At 52.5% G+C, this 20,762-nt stretch carries 20 protein-coding genes; 13 read left to right on the top strand and 7 right to left on the bottom strand.

What is annotated here, in order from left to right:
• Positions 1-113 precede the first annotated feature (113 nt).
• The gene (gene dtd, locus EL111_RS02010; RefSeq protein ID WP_123795669.1) at positions 114-575 is read left to right on the top strand and encodes a D-aminoacyl-tRNA deacylase; all 462 of its coding nucleotides are present in this window, start codon (positions 114-116) and stop codon (positions 573-575) included.
• A gap of 754 nt (positions 576-1,329) precedes the next feature.
• Here dtd and porB read toward each other — a convergent pair.
• Positions 1,330-2,454 carry a trimeric porin PorB gene (porB, locus tag EL111_RS02005; RefSeq protein ID WP_123795670.1) on the bottom strand — a complete coding sequence of 375 codons (1,125 nt, stop codon included), beginning with the start codon at positions 2,452-2,454 and terminating at the stop codon, positions 1,330-1,332.
• A gap of 465 nt (positions 2,455-2,919) precedes the next feature.
• On the opposite strand from porB, the gene EL111_RS02000 reads away from it, so the two are divergent.
• Complete coding sequence (locus tag EL111_RS02000) at positions 2,920-3,576, top strand: protein-L-isoaspartate O-methyltransferase family protein (RefSeq protein ID WP_123795671.1); 657 nt, start codon at positions 2,920-2,922, stop codon at positions 3,574-3,576.
• 262 nt (positions 3,577-3,838) lie between these two features.
• Positions 3,839-4,165, top strand: a complete 327-nt coding sequence (locus tag EL111_RS01995; protein ID WP_123795672.1) for a rhodanese-like domain-containing protein — start codon at positions 3,839-3,841, stop codon at positions 4,163-4,165.
• A 380-nt stretch (positions 4,166-4,545) separates the two neighbouring features.
• On the opposite strand, the gene ffh is transcribed toward EL111_RS01995, so the two are convergent.
• Entirely contained in the window at positions 4,546-5,916 is a 1,371-nt protein-coding gene (gene ffh, locus EL111_RS01990; RefSeq protein ID WP_123795673.1) for a signal recognition particle protein, read from the bottom strand.
• A 126-nt stretch (positions 5,917-6,042) separates the two neighbouring features.
• Between ffh and EL111_RS01985 the strand changes: the two genes are divergently transcribed.
• The 4 genes from EL111_RS01985 to EL111_RS01970 all read left to right on the top strand — a co-directional run bounded on the left by EL111_RS01985 (position 6,043) and on the right by EL111_RS01970 (position 8,699).
• Entirely contained in the window at positions 6,043-6,849 is an 807-nt protein-coding gene (locus EL111_RS01985) for a cytochrome C assembly family protein (RefSeq protein WP_123795674.1), read from the top strand.
• Positions 6,850-7,034: 185 nt separating this feature from the next.
• Positions 7,035-7,412, top strand: coding sequence for a holo-ACP synthase (acpS, locus tag EL111_RS01980; RefSeq protein WP_123795675.1), 378 nt, complete (start codon positions 7,035-7,037; stop codon positions 7,410-7,412).
• A 49-nt stretch (positions 7,413-7,461) separates the two neighbouring features.
• The gene (locus EL111_RS01975) at positions 7,462-8,268 is read left to right on the top strand and encodes an NUDIX domain-containing protein (protein WP_123795676.1); all 807 of its coding nucleotides are present in this window, start codon (positions 7,462-7,464) and stop codon (positions 8,266-8,268) included.
• A gap of 2 nt (positions 8,269-8,270) precedes the next feature.
• Entirely contained in the window at positions 8,271-8,699 is a 429-nt protein-coding gene (locus EL111_RS01970) for a hypothetical protein (protein ID WP_123795677.1), read from the top strand.
• Positions 8,700-8,707: 8 nt separating this feature from the next.
• Here EL111_RS01970 and prmC read toward each other — a convergent pair whose 3' ends face one another.
• Positions 8,708-9,544: a peptide chain release factor N(5)-glutamine methyltransferase gene (gene prmC, locus EL111_RS01965; protein WP_123795678.1), complete on the bottom strand. Its 837-nt coding sequence runs from the start codon at positions 9,542-9,544 to the stop codon at positions 8,708-8,710.
• Between the two features lie 210 nt (positions 9,545-9,754).
• On the opposite strand from prmC, the gene EL111_RS01960 reads away from it, so the two are divergent.
• Entirely contained in the window at positions 9,755-10,270 is a 516-nt protein-coding gene (locus tag EL111_RS01960; protein ID WP_123795679.1) for a cytochrome b, read from the top strand.
• A 640-nt stretch (positions 10,271-10,910) separates the two neighbouring features.
• Here the strand turns inward: EL111_RS01960 and tldD are convergent.
• The 3 genes from tldD to EL111_RS01945 form a co-directional block, all read right to left on the bottom strand.
• Positions 10,911-12,353 carry a metalloprotease TldD gene (tldD, locus tag EL111_RS01955; RefSeq protein WP_123795680.1) on the bottom strand — a complete coding sequence of 481 codons (1,443 nt, stop codon included), beginning with the start codon at positions 12,351-12,353 and terminating at the stop codon, positions 10,911-10,913.
• Positions 12,354-13,040: 687 nt separating this feature from the next.
• Complete coding sequence (locus EL111_RS01950) at positions 13,041-13,559, bottom strand: gluconokinase (protein WP_123795681.1); 519 nt, start codon at positions 13,557-13,559, stop codon at positions 13,041-13,043.
• Positions 13,560-13,575: 16 nt separating this feature from the next.
• Positions 13,576-14,961 carry a GntP family permease gene (locus EL111_RS01945; RefSeq protein WP_123795682.1) on the bottom strand — a complete coding sequence of 462 codons (1,386 nt, stop codon included), beginning with the start codon at positions 14,959-14,961 and terminating at the stop codon, positions 13,576-13,578.
• Positions 14,962-15,415: 454 nt separating this feature from the next.
• Between EL111_RS01945 and EL111_RS01940 the strand changes: the two genes are divergently transcribed.
• The 5 genes from EL111_RS01940 (at position 15,416) to fabG (ending at position 19,749) form a co-directional block, all read left to right on the top strand.
• Positions 15,416-16,378: a beta-ketoacyl-ACP synthase III gene (locus EL111_RS01940; RefSeq protein ID WP_123795699.1), complete on the top strand. Its 963-nt coding sequence runs from the start codon at positions 15,416-15,418 to the stop codon at positions 16,376-16,378.
• A gap of 47 nt (positions 16,379-16,425) precedes the next feature.
• On the top strand, positions 16,426-16,764 hold the full coding sequence (locus EL111_RS01935; protein WP_162842985.1) for a DUF1294 domain-containing protein: 339 nt from the start codon (positions 16,426-16,428) through the stop codon (positions 16,762-16,764).
• Positions 16,765-16,821: 57 nt separating this feature from the next.
• Positions 16,822-17,748, top strand: coding sequence for an ACP S-malonyltransferase (gene fabD / locus EL111_RS01930; RefSeq protein ID WP_123795684.1), 927 nt, complete (start codon positions 16,822-16,824; stop codon positions 17,746-17,748).
• A gap of 79 nt (positions 17,749-17,827) precedes the next feature.
• Positions 17,828-18,856, top strand: a complete 1,029-nt coding sequence (locus tag EL111_RS01925) for a WaaS/CpsH family glycosyltransferase (RefSeq protein ID WP_123795685.1) — start codon at positions 17,828-17,830, stop codon at positions 18,854-18,856.
• A gap of 146 nt (positions 18,857-19,002) precedes the next feature.
• Complete coding sequence (fabG, locus tag EL111_RS01920; RefSeq protein ID WP_123795686.1) at positions 19,003-19,749, top strand: 3-oxoacyl-ACP reductase FabG; 747 nt, start codon at positions 19,003-19,005, stop codon at positions 19,747-19,749.
• A gap of 460 nt (positions 19,750-20,209) precedes the next feature.
• Here fabG and mscL read toward each other — a convergent pair whose 3' ends face one another.
• Complete coding sequence (gene mscL / locus EL111_RS01915; RefSeq protein ID WP_123795687.1) at positions 20,210-20,650, bottom strand: large conductance mechanosensitive channel protein MscL; 441 nt, start codon at positions 20,648-20,650, stop codon at positions 20,210-20,212.
• Between the last annotated feature and the right edge of the window lie 112 nt (positions 20,651-20,762).

Raw genomic sequence — 20,762 nt, 5'->3', positions numbered from 1 at the left:
CAGCGAAGCCGCAGACAGTACACATAGTACGGCAAGGCAAAGCAACGCTGTATCATTCTTATTTTAAATGACTATACATTTTTGCAGACGGCATTTTTACCGATTCATACATCATGCGAGCCATTATCCAAAAAGTTACCCACGCACACGTTGACGTACTCGAAGGCGGACAACGGGAAACCGCCGGAAAAATCCAAGCCGGCTTTATGATACTGCTTGGCGTTACCCACGACGATACCGAAGCCGATGCGCGTTATATCGCCGATAAAGCCGCCAATCTCCGCATTTTTGAAGACGAAGCAGGCAAGTTGAACCTGTCGCTGAAAGATGTCGGCGGCTCTATTTTGCTGGTTTCGCAATTTACCCTTTATGCCGATGCCCGCAACGGCCGCCGCCCTTCTTTCTCCCAAGCTGCACCCGCCGCACAAGCCGAAGCACTCTACCAACACACCGCCCGCTGTCTGCGCGAACACGGCATCGCGGTCGAAACCGGACGCTTCCAAACCCATATGCAAGTCTCACTCTGCAACGATGGCCCTGTTACCCTGATGCTGGATTCACAAAAGCTGTTTTAAAAAATCCGTTTTCACGCCGCCGTATCAAAGGCGGATTTCCCCTTTCCCCACCAAACACCCATACACCGTCCAAACAAATCAAGACATTCTTTCCATACGCCGCCGACACCAATGCCGTGCGACGTGGAAAATACCGTCATAAGCAATAAAAATCTGCCCACTGTTCACACAAAACAACCGGCCTACCAACATTATCCATTATGGGTTTCGGCAGGCTTGCTGCTTTATTCCATATCGTGCCGCCCAACCATACAATCGTTTCCACGCGGATAAAACCATCATCGGATCACACAAAATAGCAAAACCGCAAACAGTACAATCGGTACAAACGGCATGGCAACACACGGCAATACCGTATCAATCCAACGAACAGCCATATGTGCAGCCGTTATGATTTGCCGCCCTATTTGGAAACGATAAGCGGTATTTTGCAGACGGCCTAAACTGTTTGAAATGATGCTCCGGACGGATTGGCTGCCCGATATTGACGCTTTTGCTGCAAACCTGTTGGTAAGGCCGTCTGCATTTTCGGCGGGGTTGTTCAATCTATAGTCGAATAAAATGAGAATGAAACAAGGCAGCGAAGCCGCAGACAGTACAGATAGTACGGCAAGGCAAAGCAACGCTGTATCATTCTTATTTTATTCGACTATATTTTGTTTGAATCAATCCGTATTTTTCCATTTTTACTTTTCAAACAAACAAAAAAAGCCTGCTTTTCAGCAGGCTTTTTTTTCAGACTATCCGTAACGGATTAGAATTTGTGACGCAGACCAACCAAACCGCCTACGTTTTGGATTTTGTTGTCGCCTTTACCGGCTTTCAACCAACCGGCAGATACCAAAGCGCTGGTGCGTTTAGAGAAGTCGTAATCAGCACCCACAACAACGTGGTTGTATTGGAAGTTTACTTTTTCACCGTCAACTTTAGGTTTCAGACCGTGAGCGTAAGAAACGCGCGGAGTCAGGTTACCGAAGCGGTAAGCAGCAGTACCGGCAATTTCAACAGTCTCTACAGGCAGGTCGCCAGCACCTGAAACAGCAGCATTAATCACATCAGCGTCCAATGCGCCGTTAGACAATGCAGAAGTATATTGACCTACGGTTTCCCAGTTTTTACCGTATTGACCGGAAACGGCTACCAGCAGGTTGTTGGCATCGTAACCCAGAGTCAAGCGATGTACTTGACCGTCTTTGGCACGTTTAACCAATTCTTTCTCACCTGCCGCATTTTCTACAGCACCCAAAGTGTGTTTGCGGTAACCACCGGCGTATTGGCCGAAGAAACCTGAGTTTTCGTAGTTCAGACCACCGTAGTAAGATTCACCGGTAGCAACTTCGTGGGTGTATTTGTCATCAGGGTTTTCATTGTCGCGAGGTGCGAATTGTGCACTTGCGCTGAAGCCTGCGAATACAGGAGAGTCGTAGCGTACGGATACTTTACGCTCGCCGATGCTGCCGCGGGTAAATACGCCCATACCCAATGCAGGGTTGCTGTAATCCCAAGGGTCGATGGCATCGTTGGTATCGCGAACGGTAGTATTCAGTTTACCGGCGCGGATTTTACCGAAGCCGCCTTCCAAACCAATGAATGATTCACGAGTACCCCAACCTGAATCGGTACCGGCGATAGAAGCGTTTTGCTCCAATTGCCAAATGGCGTTCAGGTTGTTACCCAAGTGTTCGTGACCTTTGAAACCGATGCGCGAACCGAAGTCAGCGATTTCGGTAGCAGTAGCAGATTTTACTTTCTCGCCGCCGATGGTGGCTTTTACGCGTGATACTTCAACGCCTGCTTTGACTTGACCGTACAGAGTTACGTCAGCCATTGCAGCTACCGGCAGAGCGGCCAGAGTCAGGGCAATCAGTGATTTTTTCATTGCTGTATTCCTTTTCTGTTTTAAAGGTTTAATCCAAACGGGCGGCCCCGTCCGGCTTTAGTGTTTACCGCTGATATGCAGCGGTTCCATGCGGATAACTATAATTGAGCCTTTACAAAAAAACAAACTTATTGTTTCACGCGGGGCGTGTTTTTGCTGTTTTGCATTGCCCGCTTTTTGTTTTTCTACATTTATTTTCTTTTTAAATCAATCGGTAATGATTTTGTTTGGCAGTGTGCTTTTTTACAACACAGGCTTACACACCCGCATAGCGCGAAAAGAAAATGCGGCATATTTCCGTGATGCCTGCCGGTATTGTCGGATACTCAAACTTGTTTTCCGGTCGGAAACTTGCCGTCTGCAAATATGGCGGTTTGCGGTATTAGGCTCTATAATTCTCAAATTATCAGCTGGATTACTTTTATTATATACAGATGCCGGATTCGGCCGTGCGGAGGGCTGTTTATGGACTTTGAAAAAATGCGTTTTAATATGGTGGAGCAGCAAATCCGCCCGTGGGACGTGTTGGACTTTGATGTATTGGACGCGCTGATGGAGATTCCGCGCGAACGCTTTGTACCGGAGCGGCTTCGGGGCTTGGCTTATTCCGATGCGGAGCTGCCGTTAGACAACGGCGCAAAAATGCTTGAGCCTAAGGTGGTTGCGCGTTTGGTTCAGGGATTGGGGCTGTCGAAACAGGACAAGGTGTTGGAAATCGGCACAGGCTCGGGCTATGCGGCTGCGCTGTTGGCTGCGCTGGCGGGTGAGGTAGTTACCTGTGATATTGATGCGGTACAGCAACAGTCTGCCCAAGCGGTTTTGGAAGATTTGGCTTACTCGAATATTATCTTCACGCAACACGACGGCTTGCTGGAAGCCTCTGCTTACGCGCCTTTTGATGTGATTTATCTCGGCGGCTCGGTGGCTGCCGTACCGGAAGTTTTAAAGCAGCAGTTGAACGACGGCGGACGGATTGCGGCGATTGTCGGTACTGCGCCTGTCCAACGCGCGGTGCTGATTACGCGAAGCGGTAACGAATTTACAGAGAAAGTGTTGTTCGATACGGTAGCAGCCGGTTTGGACGACCGTACCAACAAACCTTTCGGCGATTTTGATTTTTAACCGCCGTCAGGCCGTCTGCAAACTGCCGTCTGTATTTTGCAGACGGCTTTTATTGCCATACAGCATTTTATAGTCGAATAAAATGAGAATGAGACAAGGCAGCGAAGCCGCAGACAGTACACATAGTAGGCAAGGCAAAGCAACGCTGTATCATTCTTATTTTAAATGACTATAATTAGTTGTTCCATTCGGATTGAGACCAAGCGGCAATGCCGTAGCGTGCTGATGGTGAAACAGATACACACTGAAAACGGGAAAATTTATGGATATTGTGCAACTTTCTGCCACGGAGCTGAAACAATGGCTGGACGAGGGCAAACCCTGCATATTGCTGGACGTTCGCACCGATGAGGAGCGGGAAATCTGCACGCTGCCTGATGCGCTGCATATTCCGATGAATTTGATTCCGCTGCGCCAAAACGAGCTGCCTGATGGCGATGTGCCGCTGGTGGTTTACTGCCATCACGGTATCCGCAGCCTGCATACGGCAATGTATCTTGCCGATGCGGGTTTCGGGGAATTGTACAATCTGCAGGGCGGTATCGATGCTTGGGCGCAAACGGTGGATTCCACCATGCGCCGTTATTAACGATGCCTGCCGTCTGCATATGGGTGTATGTCTGTAACATATAAAACCGATTGTTTTATAGTCGAATAAAATGAGAATGAGACAAGGCAGCGAAGCCGCAGACAGTACACATAATACGGCAAGGCAAAGCAACGCTGTATCATTCTTATTTTAAATGACTATATCTGTCTTATAGTCGAATAAAATAAGAATGAGACAAGGCAGCGAAGCCGCAGACAGTACACATAGTACGGCAAGGCAAAGCAACGCTGTATCATTCTTATTTTAAATGACTATATCTGTCTTATTTTGGATTTCCCGCCTTTATCCGACAAACAAGGCAGCCGAAACAAAAAAGGCCGTCTGCAAAATCGCTGTTTTGCAGACGGCCTTTTTTCGCCTTACATACCGGGGAACATTCCCTTCATGCCGCGCATTCCTTTCGCCATTTTCATCAGTTTGCCCAAGCCTTTGCCGCTGAACATCTTCATCATCTGCTGAGACTGTTCAAACTGCTTGAGCATTTTGTTGACTTCCTGCACATCCGTACCCGCACCGGCGGCGATACGGCGTTTGCGGCTGGCTTTAATCAAAGCGGGATTGGCACGCTCTTTCGGCGTCATCGAATTAATAATGGCTTCGACTTTGCCCATGGCCTTTTCCGCCGTGCCTTCGGGGATTTGTTTGGAAAGCTGCCCCAATTCGCCCGGCATTTTCGACATCAGGCTTTCCAAGCCGCCCATATTCCGCATCTGCTGGATTTGCTCTTTGAAGTCGTTTAAATCAAAGCCTTTGCCTTTTTGCAGCTTTTTCGCCATTTTGGCGGCGGCTTCTTCGTCTATGCCTTTTTGTACGTCTTCAATCAGGCTCAACACATCGCCCATACCGAGAATACGGCTGGCGATACGGTCGGGGTGAAACGGCTCGAGGCCGGTAATTTTTTCGCCGATACCGATAAATTTAATCGGCTTGCCGGTAACATGGCGCACCGACAAGGCCGCACCGCCGCGCGAATCGCCGTCCATTTTGGTCAGCACCACACCGGTAAGCGGCAGGGCTTCATTAAACGCCTGAGCGGTATTCACCGCGTCCTGACCGAGCATGGCATCGACGACAAACAAGGTTTCCACCGGATTAACCGCCAAATGCAGTGCCTTGATTTCGTTCATCATCTCTTCATCAACAGCCAGACGGCCTGCGGTATCGACCATCAAGACATCGTAGAAATGTTTTTTGGCATAATCAACGGCGGCTTTGGCAATATCGACCGGTTGCTGGCTGACATCGGACGGGAAAAAGTCCACGCCCACCTGCTCGGCCAGCAGGCGGAGCTGCTCGATGGCGGCAGGACGGTACACGTCGGCAGAAACAACCAAGATTTTCTTTTTGTGATCGTTTTTCAGCAAGCGCGCCAATTTGCCGACCGTCGTCGTTTTACCCGCGCCCTGCAAGCCCGCCATCAGCACCACGGCAGGCGGCGCGGCGGCAAGATCGAGTGTTTTGTTCTCTTTGCCCATCAAATCGACTAAAGCCTCGTTGACCACGCCGATGAAGGCCTGATCCGGCGTGAGGCTGCCGGTTACTTCCTGACCGAGGGCTTTTTCTTTGACTTTATTGATGAAGTCTTTGACCACCGGCAGGGCAACGTCTGCCTCCAGCAATGCCAGCCTTACTTCGCGCAAGGCTTCTTTAATATTGTCTTCAGTCAGACGGGCATGGCCTCTGATGTTTTTCAGCACGCTGTTGAAGCGGCCGGTTAAGTTGTCTAACATGGCTATCCTTATTTTACAGACGGCAATATGATTGCTGCCCACAATAGGGCGTTCTTTTGATAAAATGAAATTGAGTTTATTTTACACTAGGTGTGCGCTTCTGAATACGCACACGGAAAGTTTGCTATGCCGATAATTTTGATTTGCCTGATAGCAGTTTATGCGGGGTTGGGCGTTTTTGTGTGGCTGCACCAACGCAAACGCGGCGAAACGCACTATCCCGTCAGATTGGAATGGGCGGTGTTGGCACCCGCGCTGCTGGCGCACGGTACGGTGTTGCTGTTGCCGGTTTTGCGCGATCAGGTATTGATTACCGGCTTCGGCTACTCGCTCAGCCTGATTGTCTGGCTGATGTTGATGATGTATTGCTTGGGCAGCTTCTTTTACAACCTGCGCGGCCTGCAACTCTTGCTTTATCCCTGCGCCGCACTGTCGCTGCTGCTGGGGCTGCTGTTTCCCGGCCGCTTTATCGGCTATCAGGTGGACGATTTGCCGTTTATGCTACACGTCGGCTCATCGCTGCTGGCATATGGTTTGTTCGGCATCGTTACGCTGTTTGCCGTGTTAATCCTGCTGCTCAACCGCAATCTGCACCGCCGCCGTCTGTCGCCCGTGGTGCGTTTTCTGCCGCCTTTGCTGAGTTTGGAAAAAATGATGTTTCGGGGCATGGCAGCCGGTTTTGTGTTGCTGACTTACTCCGTTGTCAGCGGCACGTTTTTTTCCGAAAGCGTATTCGGCAAACCCTTGGCGCTTACCCACAAAACCGTTTTCGGTATTGCTTCTTGGCTGATTTATGGCGGCCTGCTGCTGAAACACAGCATGATGTCGTGGCGCGGCAAAAAAGCGGCGGTTTGGACGATTATCGGCTTTATCAGCCTGATTCTGGCCTATGTCGGCAGCAAATTCGTTTTGGAAGTGGTACTGAACCATTAAACCGCCATTTTGCAGACGGCATGATGTGCGATTTCCTGCCGTTTTGAGCCGTCTGTTTGCAGTATGTCCTGCCATACCGCATCAATAAAATCAAAACGCCATACCGATACGGCTCAAGCTGAAGCCAACGCCGTATCGCGATGATGAAACGGCTATACGGCCGCGCTCCACTTTGAAGGACACGCATGATTTACGGCATCGGTACAGATCTCTTGTCTGTCGGGCGCATTGCCCGGCTTTACCGGAAATTCGGTGCGGCATTTGCCGAGCGCATTCTCTGCTCCGAGGAATTGCGGGAGCTGCCGCAAGCCGCCGATTCCGACAATTATCTGGCCAAACGCTTTGCCGCCAAAGAAGCATTCGCCAAAGCGGTCGGCACGGGCATACGCGGTGCGGTATCGTTTTCCCATATCGGTATCGGCCACGACAAACTGGGCAAGCCGGAATTTTTCTATACGCCCGCATTGTCCGCTTGGCTGGCAGAACAAGGCATTGCCCGTGTCAGCCTGAGCCTGAGCGATGAAGACGGCATGGTTTTGGCTTTTGCTGTTGCCGAACAGTAATGCTTCCCGACCGGAAGCATTTTTTACCTTTTCCACCCCGTTTTTTAAGATGAATACACTAGACACCCGCACCTTGGTTGACGTTGTTGCCGGTATCGTCATGAACCGCAACGGCGAATACCTGCTCAGCTCTCGCCCCGAAGGCAAACCTTATGCCGGTTATTGGGAATTTGCCGGCGGCAAAGTCGAAGCCGGAGAAAGCGGATTTGAAGCCCTGCGCCGCGAGTTTGCCGAAGAATTGGGCATTGACATCCACCGTGCCGTGCCGTGGCTGACCAAAATCCATTCCTACGAACACGCCCGCGTACACCTGCGTTTTTTATGGATAAACCCCGACGACTGGTCGGGCCGTCTGCAGGCCAAGGAAGGACAGTCTTGGTCTTGGCAGAAAGCCGGAGACTTTACCGTATCGCCGATGCTGCCTGCCAACGGGCCGCTGCTGAAAGCCTTGTCCGTACCGCGTGTACTTTCCGGCAGCCTGAACAGCGGCCTGTATGGCGAAAACGCGGCCGGTTTGTATTTTGTCGCACCATACGCAACCGCCGAACCGCACCACCGCCATATTCTGATTGGTGCAGAAAAATTGGCGGCTTTGGGCAAAATGCCGGCTGCCGACAGCGTATGGATCGTTTTGCAGACGGCCTCACAATGGGAGAATATTCAAGATGCCGATGTAGCGGTATGGCAGGTTGAAAATGAAACCGACGCGCAAGCTGCGTTAACGCGCCTCCAGCAGGGTGTTTCGCTGCCCTTGGTGATTGCCGCCGCGCCGCCGCTGTTGGAACAATACCGCCAACGCTGGTCGGAAGCAGGGGCTCACGCGCTGCTGGCACATGAAACCGTAGAGGCCGTCTGAACATGAATACCCGCCGAAAAATGCTTGCCGCCGCAGTTTTATTGCTACTGTTTGCCGCCGCCAAACTCCTGCTGCTGAACCAATGGCAGCAGCAACGCGCCCCGAACGCGCAAAATGCCGTCTGCAAAGTTACGCAAGGCTGTACGCTGCCCAACGGGGTTTATGTCAAATTCAGCAGCCGCATTGCCGCCAAAGAGCCGTTCGACATCGAGCTGCGCGGCGTACCGGATACGGTCGGCGAAATCACGGTCAGCTTTTCCATGAAAGATATGGACATGGGTTTCAACCGCTACAAGCTGCTGCCGGAAGGTGGCGGTGTGTGGGCGGCCCGCCAGATCCGCCTGCCGCTGTGTGTCGAACGGCGCAGCGATTATCTGGCAGACCTTAACATCGGCGGTACGGTTTTTCAGACGGCCTTTACCGCGGAATAATGCCGCGTTCAGCTTCCCGACCACTGCCCCTGCGTGATTCTGTCTAATCCTGCCAAATCGGGCAAAGTGCTGACCGCCGTAAAACCCCGACTGCTCAAAATATCGCGCACGGCTGCCCCTTGGTTGTAGCCGTGTTCCAACACCAGCCAGCCGCCGTTTTTCAAATATGCCGGCGCTCCCTGTGCCAAAATGCGGATACAGCTCAGGCCGTCTGCAAAATCGGTTAATGCGTTTTGCGGCTCGAAACGCAAATCTCCCTGCGCCAAATGTTCGTCTTCTGCTTCGATATACGGCGGATTGGAAACAATCACGTCATAGCTGCCCTGCCCGTTTGAAGAACTCCCGCCCTGCGGCAGCCCGGCTTCAAACCACGAACCACAGGCAAAGGTTACCGCCGCACCCAAATCCGCCGCGTTCTGCCGTGCCACCGCTAAAGCGCCGCTGCTGATGTCCGAGGCGTGCACTTCGGCATCTTCGCGCTCCAAAGCGACTGTTACCGCCACCGCGCCGCTGCCCGTACCCAAATCCCATATCCGCCCGTTCGGGGGCAGTTTGTCCAACACGGCTTCTACCAAATGTTCGGTTTCAGGGCGCGGAATCAATACGTTGCGGTTCACGGCAAACCGTCTGCCGTAAAACTCGCGTTCGCCCAAAATATACGCCATCGGTTCGCCGTTTTGCCGCCGCTGCTGCAATGCCGCCAACGCCGCCCCGACATTCTCGGGCAGCTTGTCGTGTCCGCACGTTACCAGCCGGACGCGCGTATAACCGCCGGCATATTGCAACAACATCCGCGCTTCGGCTTTCGGCAGCGGACATTGGCGCAACCATTGTTCCAAAGTCATGTTCAGACGGCCTTTCTGTTTATCAAACTCTGTTTATTATATAGCGGCGCGGCACAAAACACATGATTGTGGCGCTATGTTTGCCTGTTGCCTTATTGGCGCGGTTTGATGCCGTCTGCAATATTTACATTTATTAATTATTGTCCAACCGTATTTAAAATCCCAAACGGATAAAATATCACTATCTATATCTTTATTTTTTATACCATTATGACCACACCAACCCCCACCGCTTACGACAGCATCAGCCGCTTTTTCCATTGGATCATGGCACTTTGCTTTGCCATTATGCTGGCAACCGCCGTTTTGTTTTTTATTGAAGCCGACATTCCCAATCTGATGAATCTTCACAAATCGGTCGGCTCGCTGCTGATACTGTTAGCCGTACTGCGCCTGCTGTGGGCAATAACCAAAGCCCGCCGCCCGGCCGCCGACAATGCCGCGGCGAAGCTCGGTCATCTCGCGCTGTATGTGCTGATGCTGGCCGTACCTGCCATCGCATTAATCCGACAATACGGCGGCGGCAGAGGCCCGCTGAAAGTATTCGGTATCGAAGTGATGCAAGGCTCTCCGGAAAAAATCGAGTGGATGACGCAACTGGGCAACCAATGGCACAGCACGCTGGCATGGATTTTGTTCGCGCTTGCCGCCGGACACATTGCCATGGCGGTTATCCATCAAATCAAAGGCGAAAAAATCATGCAGCGCATGATTGGCCGCCAATAAACGCTTGTAGGTTCTTTCATAAAAGAAAAAGGCCATCTGCAAATTCCATTTTGCAGACGGCCTTTCTTCAACCTTTGCCGTGCAGGGCAAAACTTTTCCTATTACCCGACTGCATGGCATAAAATGAAACAGCAAATCCCAAACCACGCAGCAGGCAAAATGCCAAAATATTAGATAATATATTGATTTCAAGGCAAAAATGACACATCGTTGCCGCTTTATCTCATGCTGCGTGGTGCGGCCATACCGATGGCGATATTCAAAACTCCTGCTGCCTTGCCATCATCACCGCCATGTGCAGCAAACCGAACACCATCGAAACCAGTACAACCGCCAATACCGCAGCCAACAGCCACAAACTTACATTCAGCAAAGTCATCGCCTATTCCTTTCATGATTATTCGTCCGCAACCTGCCCGACCGCTTATTCCTTCGGGCAAACCCAAGCAACCTTTCTGCCGCCTCCGGCTGAATATTCCCAATCCGATACCAGCAGCCGCATTGCTGGTCAGGCAAATTGATTGTAATAAACAGATGTTTCAGAAATTTGACTGCTGCCCATAAAAAAGGCCGTCTGCAAAACACCGATGGTATTTTTGCAGACGGCCTTTTCAATAGCTGCTTCGGCAGGAAGTAAGGCTTACACTTCGCTGCCCCCTACGGTCAAACCTTGGTCAATCCGCAAAGTCGGCTGCCCCACGCCCACAGGCACGCTCTGCCCTTCTTTGCCGCACACGCCCACGCCGCTGTCCAACGCGCTGTCGTTGCCGATCATCGAAACGTATTTCAACACTTCCGGCCCGTTGCCGATAATGGTTGCACCCTTTACCGGATATTGCAGCTTGCCGTTTTCCACCCACCACGCTTCGGAAGCGGAAAAAACAAATTTGCCGCTGGTAATGTCCACTTGGCCGCCGCCGAAGTTGACGGCGTAAATGCCTTTATCCACCGAAGCAATGATTTCTTCGGGAAGGTAGCCGCCGTTTTCCATAAAAGTATTGGTCATGCGCGGCATGGTGGTTGCGGCATAACTTTCGCGGCGGCCGTTGCCGGTGGTCTCGCAACCCATCAGCCGCGCATTGGTTTCGTCCTGCATATAACCGACCAAAATGCCGTCTTCAATCAATACCGTGCGGCGCGTTTCATTTCCCTCGTCGTCGATATTGAGCGAACCCCTGCGGTCGGGAATATCGCCCTGATCGACCACGGTAACGCCTTTGGCCGCTACGCGTTCGCCGATTCGGCCGCTGAACACGCTGGTCTGCTTGCGGTTGAAATCGCCTTCCAAACCGTGCCCCACCGCTTCGTGCAGCAATACCCCCGGCCAACCGTTGCCCAGTACCACAGTCATTTCCCCCGCCGGAGCAGGACGGGATTCCAGATTGGTCAAAGCCTGCTTGACGGCGGTATCGACAAATTGCCGAACCAGCGTTTCATCGAAATAAGCCAAGTCATACCGCCCGCCGCCGCCCGCGCTGCCCTGCTCCCGCCGCTCGCCCTGCTTGGCGATAACATTAACATTCAAGCGCACCATCGGGCGGATGTCGGCAGCGTGTTTGCCGTCCAATCTTGCCAGATAAATCATGTCGTATTCGCAAGTCAGCCCCGCCATCACCTGCACAATGCGCGGATCGGCGGCTTTTGCCAAGGCTTCGACTTTGTGCAACAACGCAACTTTGGCGGCAGAATCCAAACTGGCCGTCGGATTAAAACCGCCGTGTATGCTTCTTTCCGGCTGCCGCACCGATACGTCCGCACTTTTGCTCTGCCCCAGCGCGCCAATCACGCGCACGGCCTCGGCAGAACGCTTGATGGAATCGAAATTGAGGCTGTCGGCATAAGCAAACGCCGTTTTATCGCCCGATACCGCCCGCACACCGACACCCTGATCGATTTGGAAACTGCCCGATTTCACCATGCCCTCTTCCAAATGCCAACTTTCGTAAGCCGTGCGCTGGCAGTAGATGTCGGCATAATCGACTTGGCGGCTGCCGATAACGGCCAAGCCCTGTTTCAACAAATCGGCAGAAAGATGATTGGCCTCGAGCAAATCACGGTGAACAGTAGAATAAATGTGCTGCATGGATTCAGACGGCTTTATACAGAAAATAAGCGCAAATTATACGAGATTTGCCGGCAGTTTGATATTGCTGATTGCCTCTGGCTATGACGGCTTGTAGGAAACCGCAAACTGCCGAATCCTGCATCTGCCCCGATGGAGGAGCTGTCTTTTCTAGAATTATCCAAACCATCAAATATATTTTCTTCCCTTACTTTTCAAATAATTATCAAAAAACTTGATTTTATTTTTAAAGAAATATTGATAATAATTATTATTTGCGTATAATAAACAACAACCCGACAGTCTTCCTGACGGGCCATTAAACGCTGATTGATTCCCTATCTTATCCTCTACAATTCTTGATACCGGAGTACGCCCAGACGAAACATAAACACCCTATATTCAAATACTCAAAACCGAAACGCCGATGCCGTCTGTTTTGCAGACGGCATCGGCGTTTTCATACAAGCCTTTGCAACCGGTATGGCTTGAGACCTTGGCAAAAAACAGGCAACAAACCCAAACTGATGGCAGAAGCAGGTTTTACACCCGCCCGAAAATTGAATATCTTGAAAAAGTTGCCACTTCAAAAAAACCAAGCAAACGGGCGGATGTAAAACCCGCCCCTACAAGCCCTTGTCATGAGTTTTACCAAGTTCTCGGATTGCTTGGCAAGCAAAAGGCCGTCTGCAAAACGGTACTTTGCCTTTACAGCAAACCTTCCGCTTTCAGCCAAGCCAAAATATCGGCCTCAACCGCTTCGGGCGCACCGGCGTTGTCGATTTTAATGCCGTATTCGTCAGCACCGAGCGTTTCCAAAATCGCCAGTTGGGAATCCAGCATACCGGCTTTCATGTAATGCCCTTGGCGCGACAGCATACGTTCCAAGTTGACATCTTGCGGCGGAGAGAGGTGGATAAATACCGTTTTCCCTTCCGCGCCGCGCAAAATATCGCGGTATTGCCGCTTGAGTGCCGAGCAGGTTACGATGGAATACGCCGCGCCCGCCTGCGCCTGCTCCGTCATCCAATCGCGCAGATTGTGCAGCCACGGATAGCGGTCTTCATCGGTAAGCGGAATCCCCGCACCCATTTTGTCGCGGTTGGCTTGGGTGTGGAAATCATCGCCCTCCGCATACGAGCATTGGTTCAAATGCTTTTGCAAGGCCAGCGCGGTTGTGGTTTTGCCGCAGCCGCTCACGCCCATGACAACAAAATGTACCGTCATGTTTTGCTCCTTACCTTTATACGATGACAAACGCCAAAGCCGACAGCGCGAAGCCGATTAATGCAATCAGCGTTTGGTTGACCGTCCACGTTTTCAGCGTGGTCGGCACGTCCATATCCAGCAAACGCCCTACCAGCCAAAAGCCCGAATCGTTGAAATGGCTTACGCCCACAGAGCCGGCCGCTGTTGCCAGTACCACGCAGGCCAACTGCCAGTCGCTGAAACCGGCGGCGGCTACGGCGGGTGCCATCAGCGCGGCGGCGGTTGTCAGTGCCACGGTTGCCGAACCTTGTGCGATACGCAGTGCCAACGCCACCAAAAAACAGCCCAGCAACACGGGAATACCCAAATCCGCCATGCTGTCGGCCAATGCCTGACCGATACCCGAAGCACGCAGCACGCCGCCGAACATTCCGCCTGCGCCGGTAATCAGAATCACCGAGCAGACCGGAGCCAGTGCGCCGTCAATGGTTTTTTCCAACGCGCTTGCCTCTTCGCCGCGCTTGCGCCCCAATACAAACAGGGCAACCAATACCGAAATCAGCAACGCCACCGGAGTCGAGCCGACCATACGCAGCGCCTGCACCCAAGTTTCGCCTTTATCGACCACACCCTCGCTAATCAGCGTGGCCAAGCCGGTATTCAGGAAAATCAGCAGCATCGGAATCAGCATGATGCCGATGACCGTACCCGCCTTGGCAGGCACTTTCGGCGCGTCGTCGTCTTGTTTGCCGCCGCTGAGCAAATCCGGTACGGGTACGCGGATTTTGCGCCCCAAAACCTGACCCAACAGATACCCGCTGAAATACCACACCACAACCGCCAGCGGCAGGCCGACAATCAGAACGTGGCCGATATTCGCACCGTAAAACTCAGAAGCCGCAATCGGCCCCGGGTGCGGCGGCAGGAAAACGTGCATCACCGAAAACGCGCCGATGGAAGCCAGCGCGTAAGGCAATACGTCCTGCTTCATCCGCCGCGCCGTAGCAAACACAATCGGCAGCATCACCACCAGACCGGCATCAAAGAAAATCGGAAAACCGAAAATCAGCGAAGCCACGCCCAATGCAAACGGCGCACGCTTTTCACCGAATATTTTCACCAGCGCGTCCGCCAGCGACTGCGCGCCGCCCGAAGTTTCCACCAAACGGCCGAGCATCGCGCCCAAGCCCACCAGCAACGCCACATTGCCGAGCGTGCCGCCGAAGTTTTTCACCAACACATCGTTGACCAGCGCACCCATCGGCAAACCCGTTGCCAGCGCGGTCAGCAGGCTGACCGACACCAGCGTCAGCAGCGCGTGTACGCGGAATTTGATAATCAGCACCAGAATCAGCAGCACCGCCGCCGCTGCAATGCCCAGCAGCTGACCCGCACCGAGTGTTTGAGTCCAACCGTCCATCTTTCAAACCTTTCTTTGTAATAAAAATACAGCTTTTACTGTTTGAGAAGCCAAACCGTTTACCTTAGCACAATCCGTTCGGGTGTTTGAGCCTGAAAGGCCGTCTGCAAAATCAAGTTTTTATTTTTCATAGATAAAATATTCCGCCCGTACTCCCCGCACCGTACCATTTGCCTGTAATTCCCGATTACACCGCACATTTGCAGACGGCCTCAAGCCCAAGGCAAACACACCTTCGCCGCCCCGCCAAACCGCATTTTCTTATTTTAATCAACTATAGTCGAATAAAATGAGAATGAGACAAGGCAGCGAAGCCGCAGACAGTACAGATAGTACGACAAGGCAAAGCAACGCTGTATCATTCTTATTTTAAATGACTATATATTCCAAAACCTGCACAATTTCGCTTACAATAAACGCCATTCGATTGAACACCTATAAAGAGAGTATGCCCATGCAGTATGCCAAAATCCTCGGTACCGGCAGCTACCTCCCTGCCAAGCGCGTCAGCAACGACGACTTGGCACAGAAAGTCGATACGTCCGACGAATGGATTACCACGCGTACCGGTATCAAATTCCGCCATATTGCAGACGAGCAGGAGAAAACCAGCGATTTGGCCGCCGCCGCCGCCCGGCTTGCACTGGAAGATGCCGGCGTAGCGCCCGACGAAATCGACCTGATTGTCGTAGCCACCGCCACACCCGATATGCAGTTTCCGTCAACCGCCACCATCGTGCAGCAGAAGCTCGGCATGACCAACGGCAGCCCCGCATTCGACGTACAAGCCGTTTGTGCGGGCTTTATGTATGCCCTCAACACCGCCCATGCCTACATCAAAAGCGGCATGAGCAAAAAAATATTGGTAATCGGCGCAGAAACCTTCAGCCGCATTCTCGATTGGAACGACCGCACCACCTGCGTATTGTTCGGCGACGGTGCCGGAGCGGTAGTTTTGGGCGCGTCCGACGAGCCGGGCATTATCCACAGCAAACTGCACGCCGACGGCAACTACCTCGATCTGCTCAATGTTCCCGCGCAAATTGCAGACGGCAAAATCTGCGGCAGCCCGTTTGTCAAAATGGACGGCCCGGGCGTATTCAAATTCGCCGTGAAGATGCTGTCCAAAGTTGCAGACGAAGTACTGACCGAATCAGGTTACAGCGCGGAACAAATCGACTGGCTGATTCCCCATCAGGCAAACAAACGCATCATCGATTCCACCGCCAAGCATTTGGGGCTGCCGCAGGAAAAAGTCATTCTCACCGTACAAGACCACGGCAACACCTCCGCCGCCTCCATTCCGCTGGCACTGGATACCGGCATTAAAAGCGGCAAAATCCGGCGCGGACAAAACCTGCTGCTCGAAGGAATCGGCGGCGGATTTGCATGGGGTGCGGTATTGATCAAATACTGATCCGAAGGCCGTCTGCAAAATACAGACGGCCTCACGCAAAACCTTTTATGAACACAACCGCCCTGCCCGTTATCCTGCCTGCCGCCTACCTGATTGCCGTTGCCGCCGCCGTATCCCCGAAGCTGGCCGCAGCTTATCTTGCCGCAGGAGCAATCAGCTTTTTCCTGTACCGCCGCGACAAAACCGCTGCCGTCAGGCAACAGCGCCGCATACCCGAAAACGCCCTGCACACCGCAGACCTGCTCGGCGGCTGGGTCGGCGCATGGGCAGCGCGACACCGCTACCGGCACAAAACCGCCAAAACCTCTTTTATTACCGTATTTTGGTTAAGCGTTGCGGGCAATGCCGCCCTGACTTACGGGATTTGGCGACTGACCCGAATTTGATTACCGAACCGCCTTGCCACCTTTCCGCAGCGGTTCTCCCCAATATAAGGAACTCCCATGTCTTTTGCATTTTTCTTTCCGGGTCAGGGCTCCCAAAGCCTCGGCATGATGAACGGCTTTGAACACAACGCAACCGTCAAAGCCACTTTCAACGAAGCCTCCGCCGTACTCGGCCAAGATTTATGGGCAATGATTAACGGCGAAGATGCCGAAATCATCGGACAAACCGTCAACACCCAACCCATCATGCTGGCCGCCGGTGTCGCCACTTACCGCGCCTATCTCGAAGCAGGCGGCAAAACACCCGACGTGGTTGCCGGCCACAGCTTGGGCGAGTACACCGCCTTGGTTGCAGCAGGTGCATTGGATTTTGCCGATGCCGTCAAACTGGTCCGCCTGCGTGCCGAACTGATGCAGTCTGCCGTACCGCAAGGCGTGGGGGCAATGGCAGCGATTTTGGGCTTGGAAGACCAACAAATCAAAGACATCTGCGCCGCCGCCGCGCAAGAAGAAGTAGTTGAAGCCGTCAACTTCAACTCGCCCGGCCAAGTCGTGATTGCCGGCAACGCTGCCGCAGTCGAACGCGCCATGGCTGCCGCCAAAGAAGCCGGTGCCAAACGCGCCCTGCCGCTGCCGGTATCCGTTCCTTCCCATTGCAGCCTGATGAAGCCCGCTGCCGACAAACTGGCGGAAGCGCTCAAAACTATCGAAATCAAGCAACCGCAAATCCGCGTTATCCACAACGCCGACGTTGCCGCCTACGACGAAGCCGACAAAATCAAAGATGCGCTCGTGCGCCAGCTTTACAGCCCCGTCCGCTGGACGGAAACCGTCGATATACTGGTTAAAGAAGGCATTACCGAATCCGCCGAATGCGGCCCGGGCAAAGTATTGGCAGGCTTGGCCAAACGCATCAACAAAGCAGCCGTGTGCACCGCGCTGACCAACGCCGAGCAGGTTGCCGCCTTCATCGAAACACACTGACCCCCTGTTTTGCAGACGGCATTTCCCACCCGAAGGCCGTCTGTAAAACCATACCGACCACCCTTTTTTCCGCCGAGCCATGAAATCACCCACCCTGCTGTTCAGCGCACCCGATATTGCAGGCTTGCACCTCCTTATCGAGCACAATCTGCGGCATCACGGTTTCAACGTCATCAATCTGGCCGAATACCGTCTGAACACCGGTTATCCCTCGCCGGCGAAACATTTTTACGCCAAATGGCGGAAAGTCGTCCATCGTGACAAAGCCACCGCCAAGCGGCTCAAAGGGCAGGTACTCCAGCAAAAAATCGCCGCCCAAATCCAAAAAGCGGGCGGTTTGGATTACGCCCTGTTCATCAGCGCCGAACAATACAGCAGCGACCTCATCCGCTTTATCCGCCAAAACAGCCGCCACGGAGCAGTCAACTACCAATTCGACGGACTGCACCGCTTCCCCAATATTTTCCCGCTGATGGGCGAGTTTGACCGTTTTTACGTTTTCGACGCGCAAGACCGCAAACAATATCCCAACGTACTGCCCACCACCAATTTCTATTTCGACTACAACCTGAACCGGCAGCCCGCCGTAACCACCGACTGCTATTTCATCGGCATACACGACCCCAGCCGCGCTGCCATGATTAACGCTTTGGCAGATTACCTGACGCAGCAGGGTTTGCGTACCGACATTTACATCATCTGGAAAAAGAAAGAGCGGCAAGCCCGTGCCGTTTATTCCAATCCCCGCATCCGCCTGATGAAACAACCGATCAGCTTTGTCGAAAACCTGAAAAAAGCCCGCCAAAGTGCGATACTGCTCGATTTTGTCAGCGATGCACACCAAGGCTTGTCCTACCGCGCCTTTGAAGCACTCGGCTACCGCAAAAAACTCATCACCACCAATGCCGAAATCAAAAAATACGATTTCTACCACCCGAACAACATCTTTGTTTGGGACGGCGAAAACTTTAACGGCTTGGCCGAATTTACCGCCTCACCGCTGCACGAGCTGCCGCCTGAAATTTACGAAAAATACAGCTTCGGCAACTGGATAAAATACATTCTCGACATCGAACCTCATCAGAAAATTACCCTGCCCGAAACATAAACCCGCAAAGGCCGTCTGCAAAATACCCTGTTTATTTGCAGACGGCCTTTCCCCTATTCGGCAGCACACGATTAGATTAAATGTTCCATTTATGCTATAAAGCCGTCTGATACCCATTCAAAACCCATCACATAAAAGGACAGACCATGAGCAATCAAGATTTGAGCGGCAAAATTGCCTTAGTAACCGGCGCATCGCGCGGCATCGGTGCAGCCATTGCCGACACTTTGGCCGCCGCAGGAGCTACCGTAATCGGCACGGCAACTTCCGAAAGCGGTGCCGCCGCCATCGGCGAACGCTTGGCTCAATGGGGCGGACAAGGCAGAGCATTGAATGCCGCCGAACCGGAAAGCATTGAAACGCTGGTTGCCGACATCGAAAAAGAATTCGGCAAACTCGATATTTTGGTCAACAATGCCGGCATTACCCGCGACAACCTCTTAATGCGGATGAAAGAAGAAGAGTGGGACAACATCATGCAGGTCAACCTGAAATCCGTATTCCGCGCCTCCAAAGCCGTATTGCGCGGCATGATGAAACAACGCAGTGGCCGCGTCATCAACATCACTTCCGTGGTCGGCGCGATGGGCAATGCCGGTCAAACCAACTATGCCGCCGCCAAAGCAGGCTTAATCGGTTTTGCCAAATCGATGGCGCGCGAAGTCGGCAGCCGCGGCATTACCGTAAACTGTGTTGCCCCCGGCTTTATCGATACCGACATGACCCGCGCCCTGTCGGAAGAAACCCGCAAAATGTTTGAAGCGCAAACCGCTTTGGGCAAATTCGGCGACCCGCAAGACATCGCCGACGCGGTATTGTTCTTGGCCTCCGACCAAGCCAAATACATCACCGGCCAAACGCTGCACGTCAACGGCGGTATGCTGATGCCTTAAGCCGTCGCGGCATATCCGATACGGAAATACCGAATGCGGCAAAATGCAGACGGCCACTGCCGTACTGCCCGCCCTGCACTTTCGCCGCTGCCCGGTTTTCCGCTCTACACAACAAAAAGCCGTCTGAAAAATGCTGTATTCATTTTTCAGACGGCTTTTGCCCATTTCCGGTTGTTTTATAGTCGAATAAAATAAGAATGAGACAAGGCAGCGAAGCCGCAGACAGTACACATAGTACGGCAAGGCAAAGCAACGCTGTATCATTCTTATTTTAAATGACTATAAATGACTATAATGCGGTTGGATACCGCGTTGCCGCGCCTTACTCAAAGAAGCGTGTTTGATTAAACAAAGCAGCCAATCCGCTGCCTCTGTACGGTCTGCGGATTGGCTGCCTCTCATTTTGAGCTATTCGACGATGCTCGCACCGTCTGCGGTCGGATTGAAACGATGCAACCGGTTATTTTTTGTTCAAAGAATCGCGGATTTCGCGCAACAGCAATACTTCTTCGCTTGGTTCTTCAGGTGCTTCGGCTTCTTCTTCAGCCTTTTTCTTCATGCTGTTCAATGCCTTAACCACACAGAAAATGGCAGCGGCCACAATCAGGAAGCTGATGATGCTGTTGATGAACAAACCTAGATTGATGGTAACCGCACCCGCTTCTTGGGCAGCTGCCAGCGTGGCGTAGCCGCCTTCAGGCATATTTGCACCTTCTTTCAGGGTCAGGAACAGGTTGGAGAAATCCACACCGCCCAGCAACATACCGATTGGCGGCATAATCACATCATCAACCAATGATTTCACAATCGCGCTGAACGCTGTACCGACTACCATACCGACAGCCAGATCAACCACGTTGCCGCGCATGATAAATTCTTTAAATTCTGAAGAGATAGACATTTTCAAACTCCTGATAGCTAATGTAAATAGCTGTTTATATTATAAGAAAGGGGAGCATAATACCGATTTATCGGTTAAAAATATTTTATGCAGGTTAAATTTTGTATGACTT

Origin of the sequence: Neisseria animalis, from assembly GCF_900636515.1 — a bacterium.
GTDB lineage: Bacteria > Pseudomonadota > Gammaproteobacteria > Burkholderiales > Neisseriaceae > Neisseria > Neisseria animalis.
The sequence above is the reverse complement of the archived record's forward strand: the minus strand, read 5'-3'. Positions and strand labels throughout refer to the sequence as shown.

What these genes read in the sequence shown, in the direction of transcription:
- ffh (WP_123795673.1), bottom strand. Translation starts at nt 5,916, where the DNA reads ATGTTAGACAACTTAACCGGCCGCTTCAACAGCGTGCTGAAAAACATC.
- EL111_RS01945 (WP_123795682.1), bottom strand. Translation starts at nt 14,961, where the DNA reads ATGGACGGTTGGACTCAAACACTCGGTGCGGGTCAGCTGCTGGGCATT.
- fabG (WP_123795686.1), top strand. Translation starts at nt 19,003, where the DNA reads ATGAGCAATCAAGATTTGAGCGGCAAAATTGCCTTAGTAACCGGCGCA.
- EL111_RS01960 (WP_123795679.1), top strand. Translation starts at nt 9,755, where the DNA reads ATGACCACACCAACCCCCACCGCTTACGACAGCATCAGCCGCTTTTTC.
- EL111_RS01950 (WP_123795681.1), bottom strand. Translation starts at nt 13,559, where the DNA reads ATGACGGTACATTTTGTTGTCATGGGCGTGAGCGGCTGCGGCAAAACC.
- mscL (WP_123795687.1), bottom strand. Translation starts at nt 20,650, where the DNA reads ATGTCTATCTCTTCAGAATTTAAAGAATTTATCATGCGCGGCAACGTG.
- EL111_RS01940 (WP_123795699.1), top strand. Translation starts at nt 15,416, where the DNA reads ATGCAGTATGCCAAAATCCTCGGTACCGGCAGCTACCTCCCTGCCAAG.
- tldD (WP_123795680.1), bottom strand. Translation starts at nt 12,353, where the DNA reads ATGCAGCACATTTATTCTACTGTTCACCGTGATTTGCTCGAGGCCAAT.
- EL111_RS01985 (WP_123795674.1), top strand. Translation starts at nt 6,043, where the DNA reads ATGCCGATAATTTTGATTTGCCTGATAGCAGTTTATGCGGGGTTGGGC.
- EL111_RS01970 (WP_123795677.1), top strand. Translation starts at nt 8,271, where the DNA reads ATGAATACCCGCCGAAAAATGCTTGCCGCCGCAGTTTTATTGCTACTG.
- prmC (WP_123795678.1), bottom strand. Translation starts at nt 9,544, where the DNA reads ATGACTTTGGAACAATGGTTGCGCCAATGTCCGCTGCCGAAAGCCGAA.
- EL111_RS01925 (WP_123795685.1), top strand. Translation starts at nt 17,828, where the DNA reads ATGAAATCACCCACCCTGCTGTTCAGCGCACCCGATATTGCAGGCTTG.
- EL111_RS02000 (WP_123795671.1), top strand. Translation starts at nt 2,920, where the DNA reads ATGGACTTTGAAAAAATGCGTTTTAATATGGTGGAGCAGCAAATCCGC.
- EL111_RS01995 (WP_123795672.1), top strand. Translation starts at nt 3,839, where the DNA reads ATGGATATTGTGCAACTTTCTGCCACGGAGCTGAAACAATGGCTGGAC.
- dtd (WP_123795669.1), top strand. Translation starts at nt 114, where the DNA reads ATGCGAGCCATTATCCAAAAAGTTACCCACGCACACGTTGACGTACTC.
- EL111_RS01975 (WP_123795676.1), top strand. Translation starts at nt 7,462, where the DNA reads ATGAATACACTAGACACCCGCACCTTGGTTGACGTTGTTGCCGGTATC.
- fabD (WP_123795684.1), top strand. Translation starts at nt 16,822, where the DNA reads ATGTCTTTTGCATTTTTCTTTCCGGGTCAGGGCTCCCAAAGCCTCGGC.
- acpS (WP_123795675.1), top strand. Translation starts at nt 7,035, where the DNA reads ATGATTTACGGCATCGGTACAGATCTCTTGTCTGTCGGGCGCATTGCC.
- porB (WP_123795670.1), bottom strand. Translation starts at nt 2,454, where the DNA reads ATGAAAAAATCACTGATTGCCCTGACTCTGGCCGCTCTGCCGGTAGCT.
- EL111_RS01935 (WP_162842985.1), top strand. Translation starts at nt 16,426, where the DNA reads ATGAACACAACCGCCCTGCCCGTTATCCTGCCTGCCGCCTACCTGATT.